The sequence below is a fragment of the Streptomyces hesseae genome, from assembly GCF_031845785.1.
Taxonomy (GTDB): domain Bacteria; phylum Actinomycetota; class Actinomycetes; order Streptomycetales; family Streptomycetaceae; genus Streptomyces; species Streptomyces hesseae.
Map to the genome: position 1 here is coordinate 1 of NZ_JAVRFI010000044.1, position 15,794 is coordinate 15,794.

The 15,794-nt window shown below is 65.2% G+C and carries 13 protein-coding genes and 4 pseudogenes; 7 read left to right on the forward strand and 10 right to left on the reverse strand.

What is annotated here, in order from left to right; translation table 11 throughout:
• Window positions 1-429 precede the first annotated feature (429 nt).
• Window positions 430-996, forward strand: a complete 567-nt coding sequence (locus RM609_RS33765; protein WP_311616442.1) for a hypothetical protein — start codon at window positions 430-432, stop codon at window positions 994-996.
• A 22-nt stretch (window positions 997-1,018) separates the two neighbouring features.
• Here the strand turns inward: RM609_RS33765 and RM609_RS33770 are convergent, their stop codons facing one another.
• Window positions 1,019-1,456 carry a carboxymuconolactone decarboxylase family protein gene (locus RM609_RS33770; protein WP_311616444.1) on the reverse strand — a complete coding sequence of 146 codons (438 nt, stop codon included), beginning with the start codon at window positions 1,454-1,456 and terminating at the stop codon, window positions 1,019-1,021.
• A gap of 981 nt (window positions 1,457-2,437) precedes the next feature.
• Window positions 2,438-2,713 carry a hypothetical protein gene (locus RM609_RS33780; protein WP_311616445.1) on the reverse strand — a complete coding sequence of 92 codons (276 nt, stop codon included), beginning with the start codon at window positions 2,711-2,713 and terminating at the stop codon, window positions 2,438-2,440.
• Between the two features lie 652 nt (window positions 2,714-3,365).
• Here RM609_RS33780 and RM609_RS33785 point away from each other — a divergent pair.
• The 3 genes from RM609_RS33785 to RM609_RS33795 all read left to right on the forward strand — a co-directional run bounded on the left by RM609_RS33785 (window position 3,366) and on the right by RM609_RS33795 (window position 5,974).
• Window positions 3,366-3,833, forward strand: coding sequence for a MarR family winged helix-turn-helix transcriptional regulator (locus tag RM609_RS33785; protein WP_311616447.1), 468 nt, complete (start codon window positions 3,366-3,368; stop codon window positions 3,831-3,833).
• An 897-nt stretch (window positions 3,834-4,730) separates the two neighbouring features.
• Window positions 4,731-4,964, forward strand: a complete 234-nt coding sequence (locus tag RM609_RS33790) for a DUF397 domain-containing protein (protein WP_438828603.1) — start codon at window positions 4,731-4,733, stop codon at window positions 4,962-4,964.
• A 92-nt stretch (window positions 4,965-5,056) separates the two neighbouring features.
• Window positions 5,057-5,974, forward strand: coding sequence for a helix-turn-helix domain-containing protein (locus RM609_RS33795; RefSeq protein ID WP_311616449.1), 918 nt, complete (start codon window positions 5,057-5,059; stop codon window positions 5,972-5,974).
• Between the two features lie 12 nt (window positions 5,975-5,986).
• Here RM609_RS33795 and RM609_RS33800 read toward each other — a convergent pair whose 3' ends face one another.
• Together RM609_RS33800 and RM609_RS33805 are read right to left on the reverse strand one after the other, a co-directional pair.
• Window positions 5,987-6,820, reverse strand: a complete 834-nt coding sequence (locus RM609_RS33800) for an SAM-dependent methyltransferase (RefSeq protein ID WP_311616451.1) — start codon at window positions 6,818-6,820, stop codon at window positions 5,987-5,989.
• Between the two features lie 1,476 nt (window positions 6,821-8,296).
• A complete protein-coding gene (locus RM609_RS33805; protein WP_311616453.1) occupies window positions 8,297-8,470 on the reverse strand; it encodes a hypothetical protein in 174 nt (57 codons plus the stop codon).
• 889 nt (window positions 8,471-9,359) lie between these two features.
• Here RM609_RS33805 and RM609_RS34580 point away from each other — a divergent pair.
• Window positions 9,360-10,728 (forward strand): annotated as a pseudogene (locus tag RM609_RS34580) (DUF4158 domain-containing protein); the annotation flags it as partial.
• A 21-nt stretch (window positions 10,729-10,749) separates the two neighbouring features.
• Window positions 10,750-10,941 (forward strand): annotated as a pseudogene (locus RM609_RS34685) (Tn3 family transposase); the annotation flags it as partial.
• A gap of 315 nt (window positions 10,942-11,256) precedes the next feature.
• On the opposite strand, the pseudogene RM609_RS33825 reads toward RM609_RS34685, so the two are convergent.
• The 5 genes and pseudogenes from RM609_RS33825 to RM609_RS33845 all read right to left on the reverse strand — a co-directional run.
• Window positions 11,257-11,415, reverse strand: a pseudogene (locus RM609_RS33825) (IS5/IS1182 family transposase); the annotation flags it as partial.
• Between the two features lie 18 nt (window positions 11,416-11,433).
• Window positions 11,434-11,616: a hypothetical protein gene (locus RM609_RS33830; RefSeq protein WP_311616459.1), complete on the reverse strand. Its 183-nt coding sequence runs from the start codon at window positions 11,614-11,616 to the stop codon at window positions 11,434-11,436.
• Between the two features lie 9 nt (window positions 11,617-11,625).
• Window positions 11,626-12,114 carry a hypothetical protein gene (locus tag RM609_RS33835; RefSeq protein ID WP_311616461.1) on the reverse strand — a complete coding sequence of 163 codons (489 nt, stop codon included), beginning with the start codon at window positions 12,112-12,114 and terminating at the stop codon, window positions 11,626-11,628.
• A gap of 78 nt (window positions 12,115-12,192) precedes the next feature.
• The gene (locus RM609_RS33840) at window positions 12,193-12,585 is read right to left on the reverse strand and encodes a hypothetical protein (protein ID WP_311616463.1); all 393 of its coding nucleotides are present in this window, start codon (window positions 12,583-12,585) and stop codon (window positions 12,193-12,195) included.
• Between the two features lie 740 nt (window positions 12,586-13,325).
• A pseudogene (locus tag RM609_RS33845) lies at window positions 13,326-13,631 on the reverse strand (transposase); the annotation flags it as partial.
• A 15-nt stretch (window positions 13,632-13,646) separates the two neighbouring features.
• On the opposite strand from RM609_RS33845, the gene RM609_RS33850 reads away from it, so the two are divergent.
• Entirely contained in the window at window positions 13,647-14,453 is an 807-nt protein-coding gene (locus RM609_RS33850) for a DUF6602 domain-containing protein (RefSeq protein WP_311616466.1), read from the forward strand.
• 59 nt (window positions 14,454-14,512) lie between these two features.
• Here the strand turns inward: RM609_RS33850 and RM609_RS33855 are convergent, their stop codons facing one another.
• Window positions 14,513-15,634, reverse strand: coding sequence for an SRA domain-containing endonuclease (locus RM609_RS33855; protein ID WP_311616468.1), 1,122 nt, complete (start codon window positions 15,632-15,634; stop codon window positions 14,513-14,515).
• Window positions 15,635-15,794: the final 160 nt, after the last annotated feature.

A 15,794-nucleotide genomic window follows, 5' to 3' on the forward strand; every position in this document is an offset into this window, starting at 1 on the left:
TTCAACCAGCTGAAAGGCTTCCGAGGCATCGCCACCCGCTACGAGAAGACCGCCACCTCCTATGAAGCCGCGGTCACACTCGCATCGCTCCTGCTCTGGGCAAGATCGATTTGAAGTCGGACCCTAGCGCTCGTGCGGGCGATGGGCACGGCTATGCCGAGCAGCGCCTCTTCCGTGGGCCGGAGAATCCTGCGCGGCCGTTGTTCCTCCTCCGGCCGGAGGAGTCTGCGGACGAGTGTGTCGGCGATGCCGGAGCATGCCGCGATGTCGCCGGCGGACATACCGGCCTCGCGCGGCCTGGCCAGGTGAGCGGCCGCCCGCGCGGAGCCGACATGGGACCGGCGGCCTGCGGCCCGAAGCGGAACGTGTCGTTGACGCGTACACACGACCCGCTGGAGACTGTGTGCCTCATCGCTCACGGGAGGCAACATGCGAGCACGCGTCCTTGCCGTCACCCTCGTCACGGCCGCTGTGGCGGCGGCCGCCACACAGGCCACCGCGCAGCCGTCGAAACCGCTCCCGCGCACCCCGGCCGCCTGGTGCGCGTCCCAAGGCGGCGTCGCCGGCACGTACCGGCCCTTCTACGACGCTGGCGGCAGGCTCAGCCCGCTCGGCGGGCAGCGGGAGCTGTGCGAATTCACCGCCGCCGACACGTCCCGCATCACCGTGGCCGCCGACACCCTCGCCGCCGACCTGCCCACCCTCGCCGCGCTCGCGTACGTCCGCAAGCCGGCGCTGCCGCAGCACCCGCAGGGCAACCCGTCCGCCGTCTACTGCGCGAGCCTGGGCGGGACGACCCAGTTCGGCAACCACAAGAGCGACGTCGGCGGCTGGATCAAGGACGGCGAGCCCCGGGACAGCGACCATCTGCGCGACATGTGCCTGTTCGCCGACGGATCCGCGATCAGCGCCTGGGGCCTGACCTACCACACGGGCGGCGTCATCCGCGGCGCCGACCTCGCCGGCAAGTTCCGCGCCGCCATCCCCGCCGCCTGACCGCGCCGCCCCACCGCCCGGTTCACCGTCCCTGGTCTACCGTCCCCCCGACTGGCAGCAGACCGCGCTCGCCGAACACCTTCTTCGCCACGAACGTCGCGTTGAGCGCCTTGGGGAAACCGCAGTAGACGGCGGAGTGCAGCATCGCCTCGACGATCTCCTCGGGCGTCAGCCCCACGTTCAGCGAGGCGTTGACGTGCACCTCCAGCTGCGGCTCGCACCCGCCGAGCGCGGTCAGCATGCCGATGGTCACCAGCTGCCGGTCCCGGGGCGCCAGGCCCGGGCGGCTGTAGATGTCGCCGAAGCCCCAGGCCGCGACCTGGTGGCCCAGCTCCGGCGAGATGTCCGCGAGCGAGGAGACGACTCGTTCGCCGGCTTCGCCGTCGATGGCGGCGAGCACCCGCATCCCCCGCTCGAAACGGTCCTGGCGGGTCTCCGCGGTCATGTTCTCGGCAGTCATGTCGTGCTCCATCCAGCTCACCGTGTCGTTCCGGCCATCCGGCGACGGACAGAAAACTAAGAGTTGGAGCACACTCCAACGCAAGCCGGCCACTCCCGCATGCCGCCGCTGACGCCGTGTGCCCCGCCCCCACCCGGGCCCACGGCCTTGGCCCTGCCCTCCGCGTCGACCTCGGCGAACACGGCGGGCACCTGGCCAGAGAGGCGACTTCCCGCAGTTCGAGCCTGTACTGGAGGCGATCCGGGTGCCCCGGCTTGGCTTGGGGCGTCCGCGCAAGCGCCCGGACCGAGTACATGCGGACAAGGCATACGGCTCCCGCCGTAGCCGCTCCTACCTGCGTTGCCGCGGAATCAAGGCCACGATCCCGGTCCCTGCGGATCGTGGCCGCAACCGGTGGAACCCCGGCCCCAGGGGTGGCCGACCGCCCAACCCGAGACCGAGTCGAAGCCGCGCGCCGCGATCTGCTCCGGCCGGGTACAGCTGTGCGATGCCCAGCAGGCCATCGCCACGGACTGGGCCACAGCCCTCACCAAACTCAAGATCAAATAGCCTCGCGCCGCGCTGAACAGGCCGGCGGCCGGCGGACATGGGCGGGGTGTCGAGGCGTCGCCGTTGCTCACGGGGCCGGAACACCGAGCTGGGTACCGTCAAAGGGCAAGCGGCCGGGCCGCTCGGCGCCGTTCGGCAGGGCTAGGTGATGGTCCAGGTGTGGGGCCGGCGGGCGATCCGGGCGACGCCCGCTGTACCCGCGGCGGCGTCACGAGCGAGTACGACGGCTTCTTTCGGCTGGTACTCGAGCCGGATCTCGTGCCGGCGTTTCGTCGCGACGATGCGGCGCCTGTCCGACCTTGAGTACCCGCACCTCGGCTGCGCCCCGTGGGTCCCGGTGGCGTGGGGCGTGGCCTGCCGGCCTCACAAGCCGCTCACCCTCCCCGGTCGTACCTGACCGGGGAGGCAGACCCACGTTCAGCGGCCCGCTGTTCAGCGCAGAAGTGCGACAACCTGGCTGGCGAGAGCGACGTGCAGCAGCGCGCAGGTGAACCATGACTTGGTGTCACCCACACCATGCCGCACCACGCTGACCCAACCGACAACGGCCAGCAGGGCCGCAAGACCCCACAGCGCCCAGGCGATCACCAGCCACGGCGTGGACATGCTCGAGAAATACCTGATGGCCACCAAGGGGATAATGATGAGCAGCGGTAAGGCCCAGGTACCTTCGGTGACTCTCTCGTCGCCGGTCGCTTGATCAGACACCCGACGTCCTCTCTGCGAATGGGTGGAAAGCACACAGGTGAGCGAGAGCCTAAGGTCAGTGGGTCAGGTGCCACCAGATGTCATACACGGACATGCCTCCGGATGCTGCTTTGACCGTCCACCTTCTTCAGAAGGTGGACGACCTTCCCGATATCGATGCGCCTGGACCCGCCGTCCGAGGCGGGCCCCTGCGTCCCGGGGCCCCGGCGCCACCGCGCCAGGCTGCCAGAAGCCACGTATGGGCGGTGAGCGAGGCGGCGGCGGGGATGGTGGCGGCCATGCGGGACGGGCCCCTCGGGCAGAGAACCAGGTAGTGCCGGGGAGCGGGGAGGTCTTCCCGGTCCCGAACATGGCCGTCACGGCCTCCCGCGTCCGCCACCGGGTCCTGAACGCCCTGCCCCACTGGGAAGGTTGCGTCTTCCGCACCGGGGGCACGATGCGGTCGCCCGCCGACCGGGCGGGAGAGGAACCCACCGCCATGACGCGACCCTCGGCGGCGGCAGTGCGGCCCAATAGCCGGCCGGTCTCCGTTTGACGTCGACGGCGTCCGGAAGATCACACACTTGCCCTCAACCGCACTTGAGGTCCTACGGTCTCCGTACGGCCTGCCCCATGGGCGAGCGCGGAGCCGAAGCACCAGGAGGGGCATTCCATGACGACCGAGCAGATCCCCGACGCCGAACTCGCCGGGCAGCCGGCCGCCCACTGGACCGGTGTCGCCTACGAGGCGCTCATCGCGTACACCCGCGCCCGGCAGGCCGAGAAGGGCTACACCCAGCCCCAGTTCTGGCTGCTGCGCAACCTGTCGGCGAACGACATCTCGCCCGACGGCGCGGGGATGACCCTGACCGAGCTGCGGGAGGCCATGGCCTCCTACATCCGGCCGGAGGACGACCTGGCGGCGGAGTCCAAGGTGCTCGTCGAGCGCGGCTGGCTGACCCGGGACGCCGAGGACCGGCTGTGGCTCACCGAGAAGGGCGAACAGGCCCGCGTCGACCTCGCGCGCAACGCCCCCGCGATCCGCGCCGCCCTCCACCGGGGCATCAGCGACGCGGACTACGTCACCACCGTGAAAGTGCTCCGGCAACTGATCCGCAACGCGAACGGAACACCCGCCTGACAGACCGAGAGGCTGGCCGTTCACCTCATCGCGGGCCCGCAGCACCCGCTGCGGCACCGCCGGTCAGCCCGGCCCCACCCAGGCCCTGTCGTGCACGACCACGACAGGGAAGTGGTGACCCGCCCACTCGCCGACAGCGGGGCCGGTCCAGGCAGTGACGGCCTCGGCTCCCCGAACGGCGCCGAACTCCTCGACCGGCTGAGGGCTTCGTCTTAAAGACATCCCCAGCACCGCCCCTGTTGGAGACCACAGAGACCGTCTCACCGCAATAGCCGGGGTGGGGCCACTTCAACCCAACACAACCCCTCAATGCACCCGCGCGACCCACCCACTGGGGCCGCCGGAAGCCGACTGCCGGGGCCGCTGAACAACGTCAGAGCCACCCTCGCCATGCGTGCCCGTACCTTCCTCGCTGCTATGACCGCAGGCGAAGCCGATCGGGCGGTGGGCGGCCGAGGTTGGCATGTCCGGACACGCAGATTGCGGGAGCCGCTTCGGGTAGCAGCCTCTATTTGCGACCGTGCAGAACGCCCGGATCGTCATCCTGCTCTTGGGAGGAAGTGCCCGCTGTCGGCACGCGGCCTTACCTCAGCATCATCCGTGTGCGTGTTTCCGTGCCCCGGAAGCCTGGGGAGTTAAGGCAGGACTGGCTGTGGGTGCTCTGCATCTGCGGTCGCGTTGCTGCCAGTGGGCTGTTCATGACGCGCTGAGCACGGTAGGCGGCAGTCTAACCACACACTTTCGAGGGACAGCGTGACCAGCCGCACCTGGCTACCATTCTCACCAATCACCGATCCATGCAATTGCATATGGGAATCGGTGATCACGTCCTGGATGGTATCGGCTCATCCAGGTGGGTCATGACGTGCGTCGTCATGGAAGAAGCGAGGTCACTGCATGGTGTTTGGCAACGGCATGCCCGCTGGCCGCATTCTGGGAGCGGAGTGGGTCAAGAGCAGCGGCAGTATGGGCGCCGGCAACTGCGTGGAGCTCGCAAAACTTCCCAACGGAGGTGTGGCGGTGCGCAATTCGCGTCACCCCGAGGGGCCGGCACTGGTGTACACCCGTGAGGAGGTGGTGGCCTTCCTCGACGGTGCAAAGGCAGGCGAGTTCGACCATTTGACGGCCTGATGTCCTAGGCTTGGGCCAAAGGTTGGTTCGGAGGGCATCCGGGCTTCATTCTGGAGGATGATGTGTGATTCGTCCTCTCAACAGGAGCCTGGATGTCCGCCGTTCCACAGCCGGGAGAACCGGTACCTGCCCCGGTGATCGCTATGAAACGAGACCCCAAACAGGCTGCGGCAGCACGCATGCTGGGGGACCAGCTCCGATCGCTCCGCCAGGAACGCGGCCTGGGGTTGAAGGACGTGGCGCACGTCATCCGGGGGTCGGTGTCCAAGATGAGCAGGCTTGAGCGAGGCGAGAGCCCGCCCAAGGACCGTGACATCCAAGACCTTATGCGGCACTACGGCGTTTCCGGTGAACTCGAGCGCACGATCGCGAGTTTGGTCCAGCAGACACGTAACGAGGAGTGGTGGGAGCAGTACACCGATGTCACTCCCGGCTTCCTGAAGCGGCTGATCAGCCTGGAAGGCTCTGCCGCCAGGATCTACTGCTACGAGAACCACGTGGTACCCGGCTTGCTGCAGACCGAGTCCTATGCGCGTGCCCTGGTCGCGGCCGCCATGCCTGGTGCCCCGGACGACATCATCGACAAGCTCGTCCGGTTGCGGATGGGACGGCAGTGCATGCTCAAGAACCCGCGCCCCACGGTGATCGCTCTTCTCGACGAGGGCATCCTTCGCCGGCCGGTGGGTGGTCCCGAGGTGATGACCGAACAGCTTGCCTACCTTCGGCGGATCGCCGACTTCGATCAGATCAACATCCGCATCGTGGGGTTCGAACCAGGAGCCGCCGTCGCCCCCAGCTTTCCAATCACCCACCTGTACTTCGACGACGGCGGGCCGTCAGAGCTCGTCTACGTGGAGCATCTCAACAATGCCACGTACCTGACGCGGCCGAAAGAGATCGACCAGTACCGCAGCGTCCTCAATGAATTGAGCCGCGTCGCTGCTTCCAGAGAGGGCAGCATCCGCATCCTCTCTGATGCAATCGACCGGTTCGGTGGATGCCGTTCCTGACAGGCCACGTGTCTAGAGCCTGGCGAGGCCGCCCCATGTCACCATGTTGGTGGGGCGTTGTCCAGGCGGTGGGGGAGGGGAGTCGGGGCGCCAGTCGACGACGTCGACGAGCCCTGGCTCCAGGATGCGGAAGCCGTCAAAGAGGGAACGGACCTCGCCACGTTCACGTACGCGTCCCCACGCACCCCTTGTGCTGTGATTCATCAGCTCCGTGACCTCGTGCCGGACCTTGTGACTGTCGCTGACGAGCTGGCAGATAGCCACGAAGTTACACGGTCCCAGCTTCTTCAGTCGCGCTGCGACTCGTTGGACGACAGCTGCGGGGCTGTCTTGGCCGCCGGTGTCAGTGAGGCAGTCGAGGACGGAAACAAACAGTGCCGCAGTGGGGCAGCGGGGCTTGATGAGCCGACGCGTCTGGGGATGGTCGAAGACGGTCTCCGTGTCGCGGATGTCGGCCTCGATGACGGCGGTGTTCGCGTTCTCCTCCAGCATGGTACGGCCGTATGCGGCCACGACTGGATCGTTGTCGATGTAGACGACACGGCAGTCGGTGTTGATGCGCTGAACGATCTGGTGGACGTTGTCCCCGGCGGGCAGCCCAGCCCCATGATCAAGGAACTGCTCGACGCCGTACTCTCGGGCCAAAATTCTGACGATGCGTCCGAGGAAGGCACGGTTGTGCCGGGCAAGGGCCTGCGAACCGGGCACGATGTCCAGCAGTCTGGCGCAGGCCCGCCTGTCCGAGATGTAGTTCTCAACTCCGCCCAATAACCAGTCGTACATACGTGCCGCGCTTGGCGTATTCACGTCAATGGGGTGAGTTTGGCTTTTCTCTCTGTGGATCATCCCGTCCCTCTCTGGCAGCGGCCAGTCTCGCTTCGGCGGAGCTGCCATGCTAGGGAGCGCATCCAGCCCGGGGTAGTCCCTCAAACGAGGGGTGGTGGAGCGCGTAGTGGATTCCCCGAGCACCCGGGAGAAAACCAGGAGACGCGTGCAGATATGGCAAAGGACGTCATGGATGTGGACGATGGCGATGCACGGGGCGTCGCTCCCGCACAGACGGCCAGGGCGCTCGCCCTGGCTCAAAAACCAACTGCCCCGGAGGGTGCTGGCCGACTGCCCTGGACAGGAGTCATCGCACGAGAGGCGTGATGACAGGGGCCTACTTACTGCTCCCTGGCCCCGGCGCCACAGGCCGGTCCGGCATCCGCCGCAGCTTGGTCAGAGCTGACGATGCGGGCGTAGTCCAAGTTCTCCCACAGACTTCGGATGACTTCCGGGTCCGCTGCGAGCCCTGATGCCAATGAGGCAGTCGTAGGCCAGTCGGGCAGATGAGAACCGGACAGGATGCCGCTCACGAGACCAGCGGGCAGGCCAGCCGAACGGCCCACAGCCTCCGCCGAAGGACAGCCGGCCGCCAGGTGCAGACCACGCAGGGCCCGTTGCAGCTTCTTCCCAGCGTCGCGAGGGGACAGCCTTGAGGTATGCCTCAGGCCGTGCGCGGCTTCCCAGACGACGCGTGTCTCCTGCGGGTTGCCGGCCAGGATGGTGGTGAGCATGTGCGTGACCGGCCAGGAGGGAAGGTGGTCGCCATCAAGGATCTGGCATATCTCACCTGGCGTGAGATCGGCCTGCTGAGCCGCGTGGTGGACAGTAATTCCCGATCGTGCTCGCAAGGCCGAGAGAGCCTCCGCCAGGGCCTGCGGCCGTATCAGCGACTGGAGGTTCGTCTGGCGCACCGTTTCGCCTGGGGCAGACCGGCCCTTGGCTGCGAGCTCGCCTTCAGGGGAAACCCGGGGTCCGGCAAGGTCACGCGTGAGTCGGGTTGCGTTCCAGCGGGCTCGGGCCGATGCCTCGCTCGATCCGGACTCAGCGCCGATGTCCTGCCATGAGGCCCCGGCAAGACGGGCCCCGTGTACCGCAGCGCCAACGTAACAGCGGGTCGCGTTCGTAATCTGATCAGCGATCGCCAAGCGGTACTTCAGAGGCTGGAAGTGGTCCTCAGCCGTCTGGAGATGCAGCACCAGAAGGTGCAGGCTACGGGCCACAGCGGCCCCGGAGGGCAGTGTGCTGGCCACGGCATCCTGCTGCCGGGAACGGTCCCGCTCGCGCTGTGCACGTCGTCTGCACTGCGCGTCGCAGTAGTCCCGCGGCCGTCCGGCCGCACCCTTGTGTTTGATGCCCTTCCCGCAGAACCCGCAGGCACGCGGACGGCCCAGCGCAGTCATCTGTCCCTATTCTCAGTAGTCAGCCGGCGCATGACGTGTCCACGGCCTGTCGCGCAGGGTGGGGCGGCAGCATTCGCCGCCCCACCCTGTGGCGTCATCCCCGGGTGATGCGCAGCAGCGGGATCGCGGAGCTGTCGGTCGGCGCCGGGACGGCCCCCAGCAGGTGGAGCACCCACTCCGGATGCGGGATCCCGCAGGCGATCGACCAGATGATGAGAAGCACCGCCACAGCGGACTGCGGGTACAGATAGATGTGCCATGACCGCATGGTCGGGGTTTTCGCGTTGACCGGGCGAGGCATGCTTGACTGGTACGGGACCGAGGACGTGCTGTCGCACCCCCGGTTCTTTCGCATGGCCATACGAACTCCTTTCTCTGGAAATGTGGCCATCGAGAAGCGACCCCGGGCTGCATCCCGGGGTCGCTTCATGTACAGGCGACGGAAGGTCAGTTCACTCCGCTGACATGACGATACAACTTGTCGCGCGTCCGTTGCTCCCTTCACAGATGAGCAACAAGATCGTTCTCTTCATGCAAATGGAAAACCCGCGCAAGTGCCGGGTTCATAGGTTGACACAGCAGTCAAGAGGCAAGCATCTATCAGGCCAGGAGTGTTCAGTCTGCTCGCAAATCGGAGCGACTTTTGGCTGTAGATGGACCGCTAGTGACGCCGTAGCGATCGGACTTGCGCATGGAAGCTGGGTGCCTCAATAAGGTTGCAGTTCAACTAACCCCGGGCGTGCCACAAGTTCCCCGTAATTACATCCGATCGGGTGAAATTTTTTAAGGGTTGGAATTTCGATTCCAGGCGCTGCTGCACGTGCGGATGCAAAAATTGGCAAATTGCTTTAGTGAATAAATGCCGTCAGGGCTCAACCTTGATGGCCCGTCAGCGCGCACAGCCACGCTCCCAGGATGTAACACCAAGGCTTTGCTGGCCTGCGAAGCGACGCGCCAGCCTCACCGCTTTGAATGTCGATCAATCAACCGTCTTCCAGTGCTCGGCGAGACCGGCTGTGGGGACCAACGGAACAGCCAGTATCGGTGAGATTGATCTCGGGCACCGTGGGGTGGTCCTTTAGCACGGGCCGCCTGCTTCCGACGGACGTTCGCTGAAAGGTCCGCGCTCGCTCGTGGCAGGTGGTTACGGCCGCCGCATGCCAGCCGAAATTCTGACCGATGAGCAGGCCGAGGCGTACGGGAAGTTCCCTGAGGAGCCGACACGGCCCGAGCTGGAGCGGTTCTTCTTCCTGGATGACGTGGACCGGGACCTGATCCCGCTGCGGCGTGCGAAGCATCACCAGCTCGGGTTCGCCCTCCAGATGTGCACAGTTCGGTATGTGAGTCTGTTCCTGGGCTAGGACTCGTTGGATGTGCCGTGGCCGGTGGTCGAGCACCTGGCCGAGCAGCTGAGGATCGAGGACGCGTCGTGCGTGAAGCGGTACACGGAGCGGTGGCAGACGGTGTACGACCACACGTGGGAGATACGCGACGCGTACGGCTACCACGCTTACGAGGACCACGAGATGGGCCGGAAGTTCCGGGCGTTCCTGCACGGGCGGGCGTGGACGGCGCATGTGGAGGGGCCGAAGGCGCTGTTCGACCACGCGGTGGGCTGGCTGCGCCGGAGCCGGGTGCTGCTGGCGGGCGTCTCGGTGCTGGCGCGGGAGGTGGCGGAGGTCCGCCGCATCGCGGAGAAGCGGCTGCACACCACGGTCGCGAAGGCCGCGTGGCGAGCGGACCCGTCGTTGGCGGGGGACCTGGTGGCGCTGCTAAAGACGCCAGTGGGCAAGCGGCACTCGTACCTGGAGCAGCTGCGTAGGCCGCCGACGCGGACCACGGGCACCGCAATGAAGAACGTGTTGCAGCGGGTGGATGAGATCGCCGCGTACCGGCTAGGGCGGGTGAAGCTGAACAAGGTCCCGCCGAACCGGCTGGCCGCGTTGGCCCGGTACGGGCTGGGCACGACGGCGCCGAAGCTGGAGCGGGCCTCGGAGCCGAAGCACACGGCCATGCTCACCGCGGTGATGCGGCACCTGGAGGCCAAGGCGATCGATGACACGCTGGACCTGTTCGAGATCCTGATGGCCACGCGGCTGATCAGCACGACGAAGCGGGCCACGGACAAGGAACGCCTGCCCACGCTGCCGCAGCTGGAGAAGGCGGCCAGGATCACGGCCAGGATCTCGAAGGTGGTCATCGAAGAGCTGGAGCTGTTGGAAGAGACCGGCTGCGATCCGACCGGGCCGCGCTGTGGCGGGCGCTGGAGGAGATCGCGCAGCGGGCTGTGCTGTCCAGCGCGGCGGCCACGGTGGGAGCCTGGTCCCGGAGGACGACGACTCGGCGGAGATCGCCATGCGGAACACGCTGGCGTTGCGCTACAACACCGTCAAGCCGTTTCTGGCCCTGCTGGGCGAGACCTCGGAGCTGGGGGCTGCGACCGGCGGCAAGCGGGTGCTGGCCGTGGTGAAGCGGCTGCCCGCCCTGGCCCGGCGTCGGGTGAACGAGAAGCCGCTGCTCTTCCGCGCCCTCAAGCGCCGGGACATCTCGCTGTTCATCCTGGACGCGCTGCTGAACCTGGACGGCGGGGTGAAGCCGGAGATGGTCGCCACCGACAACGCCTCCTACTCCGACATGGCCTTCGGCATCATCAAGATGCTCGGCTACCGCTTCTCCCCGCGCTTCAAGGATCTGGAAGACCAGCGGTTCTGGAAGGCCCAGATGCCCGGCGGCGAGGCCCTGGACGGCTATGGGCTGGCTGCCCGCGTGTGGAAGGAACGCCGCCAGGACCTGGAGAGCAGGACAGGGCGGCTGATGGGTCTGTTCTTCTGTGCGAAGGTCACAGGGCCGCACGCTCACCCGCAGGACCCATGCCTGGAGCTGGCCCGTAAGGAAGCCGCCCGGCTCGTCGACGAGCTCGCCGGCTGCTGATACTGAGGCCCGCTGTCAGGGCGTCCTTCAAGCGGATCCCGTGTATGCGGCGATGCCCCGTCGTTCGTGCGGGTGGATCTCGACCCGCCTGCCAGCCCTCGAGGCGAAGGCCACTGAGTTTCTTCAGTGGTGCTGCTCCAGGGTGAGGACGGCCTTGGCGATTGACGGCATGCGGTTCGGACTGCGGCGGGCGTGGCGGAAGATGCGCAAGGACTTCAGGCGGGCGACGCCGTGCTCGACCGGGACCCGGGTGCATGCCAGGGCCTGGTTGGGGGTGTTCTCGGGAGAGGGTGGTGGGGCTTATTTGGTGGTCAGGGTGACGATGGCCTCCATGCCCCATGCTTTGCCGTCACCGGGAACTCTAGCCGTGGCGCGGTAGTGGTCGCCGAGGTCGGCCGAGGCCGCCTCTTCACTCTCCTTGCCATCGACCGATGGTGCGCAGGAAGGCCCCGTTGCTTCCCGTTCGGGGACTGAACGCAGCACTCGCGTCACCTATGTGGATGCTGGAACGGCCTTCGGTGCCGTAGAAAATGTGCTGAGAGTTGGTTTTCCATTCGACCGTCTCATAGGGCCTGACCCGTGGCGGGGGAGCAACGTCAAGGGATCCGCTCTCTCTAGGGACGGATTGCCGATCCATGCGTTCCGGCCGGTGTTGTTCTGGAGAACGACGCATGCGGAAATATTGAAGGCGCCTCCTCCGGAAGACGTCTTGCAGGCGTCCGACGCAGTTACCTTGCCGTGCGGGACGATGTCCGCGAACATCACGTCCTGCGAGGCTGGATCGGTGATCCGCTGGGCTTCCTCAACGCCGTTCTCACCTACGCGACTCCGCGCACCGTTAGCCACAATATCGGCCGACAATGATGAGTTCTGGGTGAATTCATAGCTCATCATGGCGTTCCGGGTGGCGTCGGCCTCTACAGCCGTCACCTTGCTCCAGCTCAGGGTGAACTGTGCGGTGCCGTTGGTGCCGTAGGTCACCGAGCCCTTCGACGATCTTTGGTCACCGAAGGGCGGAGAGTGGCAGCCCCAAGGCCGGCGGTTGCCACCGCCTGCCCCCTACTCTCCTTCGCCGAGCATCTGCTCCAGCGAAGCCAGCACTCGTTCTTCTTCGTCACGTTCCTCGTCGCTGAGGTCAGCGGTGGCCAGCTTCGCCCGGAGTTTGTCCACGGCGGACTGGATCACGGGGGTTGGGTCCGGGGCTTCCGGTCGCGAGGGATCGGTCTCATGGGCGCGGTGGCGATTCGCGAACTGCTCGCGGGTGATGTGGCCATCGCGGAAAGCTTGCTCCCAGCCGGCCTCGGTGTGGTCTTCGTTCGGATCCTGCTCGTGGAAGTCGCTTTCCCAGATGTCCGGATCGTCGACAGGATCGGGCTCGGCCCAGGGGTCCGGGTCGTAGGAGAGGCCGTAGTCCGGGCTGTCCGGTCCGTACTCGGCTTGGTTCTCAGTCATGGGGCCCTCCCTGCCACTCACCACACGTGCTCTGAGCCTAACCGGCGCGCTCTCGGGCAAGGCCGTAGATCGTATCGGTAGGCCGTCGGAGCTCAGATCGATCATCAATGACTCGGACCCGGAGCCATACGTGGAGAAGAGAGTCCGTTCACTCTCAGCAACGCTTGAGGCAGTCGCTCTCACCCGAAGGTAATAGTTACAGTCGGTGACGACCCAAAGTGCGGGAGAGCGAGGAGAGGACCCGTGCCGTGATTCCGTGCGGGTCCTCGTATATGGGGCAGGGGAGGGCGGAGGGCTTGGCTTCAGTACGGACAACGGACAGGTGTGAAGGCCCCCCTTAACCTGCGCCCAGACGCCTGGGGCGTCGGCTACGCGAGGGTCGTGGCCGAACGCCCACGTCGCCGGGCCGCCGAGTGGGCCGGGGTCGGCCAGCCAGGCGGCCATCTCGGCGCGGACCAGGGGAAGATCGCGTGCGCGTATGCCGTGCACGAGGCGTCCTTTCTCAACGTGCTGCTCCCACAGCCTGGCGCGCGGTAGGCCGGGCTCGGGCGGGTAGAAGGAAGGCCGGGCACTGTTCCCGCGTAAGGGCTCTTGCTGGCCCGGGATGAATTCCTAGGTGTGTTCCCGGCCGTCCGTCTACCCGCCCGAGCCCTCGTTGCGCGCGTCGGGGAATGCCTTGTGCTCCTGGTAGTGCTCGCTGGTGGGCCCTTTGCGTCGTCACCGCAGGACAGCCGTTCTCAGGCTTCGTCAGGGGCCTCGCTGATGAGATGGTCGATGCGCCAGCAGCCGGCCAGCGACTTGACCTGCTGTGAGTTCGGTATCGCGACGACGTAGCCGAGACCGGCTTCCTCGACCATGCGGCGGAAGTGCCAGTCCTGGCCGTAGAGTGCATCGGCGATCACCAAGGAGAAGGGCAGCGGAGAGGCACACGCCCGGGCGATCACAATCCGGGCAATCTTGGTCGTGGTGGCAAAACCGCGACCCGCAGGCACCTTCGCCGCCCTGCACCGCTGACGGTCGGGTGCCCAGGACTTCGGCAACTGGAGTATTAAGATCTATTCATGACCCAAGAGAAGCTCAGCAAGATCCTAGGTTCCGTGGCGAAGAGGATGCGTGCCGACTTTGAGCAGTCCCAGACGTTCAATCACAATGGTGAGGCTGGGACATCACGTGAGATCCTCATCCAGGAATTTCTTTCTGGATATCTGCCGGCTCATGTTGAGGCAGTGCACAACGCGGAGGTAATAGCGGCGAATGGTGATGTGTCGCCGCAGTCCGACATTGTGCTTATTGATCGCGGGACGCCGCCATTCACTACCCTCAACGGATTTCGCATCATTCCTAACGAGTGTGTATATGGAATGGTCGAGGTTAAGACGAAACTTGATGGAGTTCAACTCGCGGACGCCTGCAATAAGATCAGTAGGATGCGTAGGATGCCGAAGACTTCGTACCGGCCGATTCGGGGAGTAGTGCCGCGCTCCACCAATGCTTACGGAAAGTTGCACGACCATTTTCCAACATCGGGCATGATCGTGGCGTTTGACGGCCTCCAACTGGAGACCCTCGGAAAACACCTTGTGGATTGGTGTCGAACTCGCAATCCTATCGAGTGGCCGGACAGTGTGTGGGTTGCGGGTAAGGGGCATCTTCAGTGGGGTGACCCGCGTACTGGCTCGCTATTCAGGTCTCCGGTGGCCGGCGCATCACTTTTTCAGGTTGACGCTGAACCCGACCAAGATATCCTTCTCCCCCTAGCGCTTCACCTGAACATCCATTTCTCTGATGCCTGGATGAACCCACTCGATCTTGTGCCCTATGCCGGAGCGACGTCGCTGGGGAAGCTTTCCAAGTACTGGACTATCTAGACGGTGATGCCTAAGTAGCCCTCTCTGCCGCCAACAGTTCGGCGACAGAGAGGCTCGTACTATTCGCTAGCCTGAGGGACAACCGCCCCAACGAAGTTGCCGCTATCAGATCGATAGACCACGCCGACGTCGTATCGGTCGAGCAGGGTGTACATGTCGGGCGTGGGCGCTGCCGGCAGTAGGATAATTCGCCTGGGCTCGCCTTCGTGTTCTGGCGACTTGATGTAGCGGCTGTAGTCTAGAAGCTGCCCGAGGGCCATACGCACGTCTTCTCGAGAGTTCGACCCCTTTGCCTCATAGAGCACATGGTCCGTCGCGTCATACAAATCAGTACGCAGCGTTGACGTAAGGCCCTTCACCTTGATCTGAAAGGCGCCAGTCTGGTGACCAGCGGCGTCCAAATGAGCCTTGTATTCCTGCGTTAGCTCGGCCTCATGGCGAACGGAGATGGTTGCAGCAGTGGCGGCTCTCATACTCAGCTTGGTGCTGAAAGTCTCAGGAACAACAAAAGTGCTGCTGGTCTCCGCATTAGGGGCTGCTTTCCGTGTACCAGTCCCCTTGCGCACACGCTGCTTCGGAAGCGGTAGTGCACCACTCGTTGCCGGATCTGACTGGAACATTGCCGCAGTGACCGGTTGAAACGGCACAAACTCAGCCGTGGTCTCCTTAGCGACAGGGATCACGTCTTGCGTGGCGTGTTGAACAGCACCTTCAGGTCGCAAGCGGAACACGATGACATTCCGCTCTTGGCCGTCCTCGCCATGGACCTTGCGCCAGACATAGGACTGCATGCCGTCCAGAGTGAAGGTACCCAAATATCGGTGTGTCTTTGTGTCGCTGCCAGGCACCTTACCTACTCGCGTGAACACTCGAAGCACCCGGTTCTGCTCCACATGCCGAAGAATCGCCCTGTTCCCTGAACCAGCAGCACTGTCAAAAGTCTGGTCCCCGGACTTGCCGGCCCCTGTGTACTCAAACAGAGGACCCAGTTCGTCTTCCTCAGCCAACCAACCGTCGTAGTAGCCGACTTGCTCTCCTACTTCTGGGTCTGAGTAGAGGTTAACGCTGCGCATGTCCCCAGAGGGGCAGATCCCTCCTTGTGGGCTCCCACCGAAGGCTGCGCGAATCTCCGCGCGGGTACGAACGTCGCCGGGCATGATCACTTCGTCACTGATACTCATGCGATGACCCTAGAACATCACACTGACAGTCCCGCTAGAGGGTGTCTGAGAAGTCCCTTTCAGGGTAGGTGACTTGGCGGTCCCTACTGGGGTGGGAGGTCGGGTATGGCCGACCGCCGTGCTGTGTATCCGACAGACTTGTCCGATGCCGAGTGGGTGG